The following is a 210-nucleotide window of genomic DNA, read 5'->3' as shown; positions in this document are numbered from 1 at the left end:
TCTCTAAAAGGCGGAAAAGTAAAGAAACTCCGCTAAGGGCTCTCACATCCTGTGAGAAACGCCCAGTACCTTCATCCTGAAGGCATTTGTTTGGTGGCGATAGCGAAGAGGTCACACCCGTTCCCATGCCGAACACGGAAGTTAAGCTCTTCAGCGCCGATGGTAGTCGGGGGTTTCCCCCTGTGAGAGTAGGACGCCGCCAAGCAATTG

Annotated in this window: 1 rRNA gene; it reads left to right on the top strand. The window is 53.3% G+C overall.

Going from position 1 to position 210, the window contains the following annotated elements:
• The first annotated feature begins 89 nt into the window (after positions 1-89).
• Positions 90-205: ribosomal RNA gene (gene rrf / locus AC0C66_RS21630) — 5S ribosomal RNA — on the top strand.
• Positions 206-210 lie beyond the last annotated feature (5 nt).

The organism is Bacillus sp. VA13 (genome assembly GCF_055710085.1).
The sequence above is the reverse complement of the archived record's forward strand: the minus strand, read 5'-3'. Positions and strand labels throughout refer to the sequence as shown.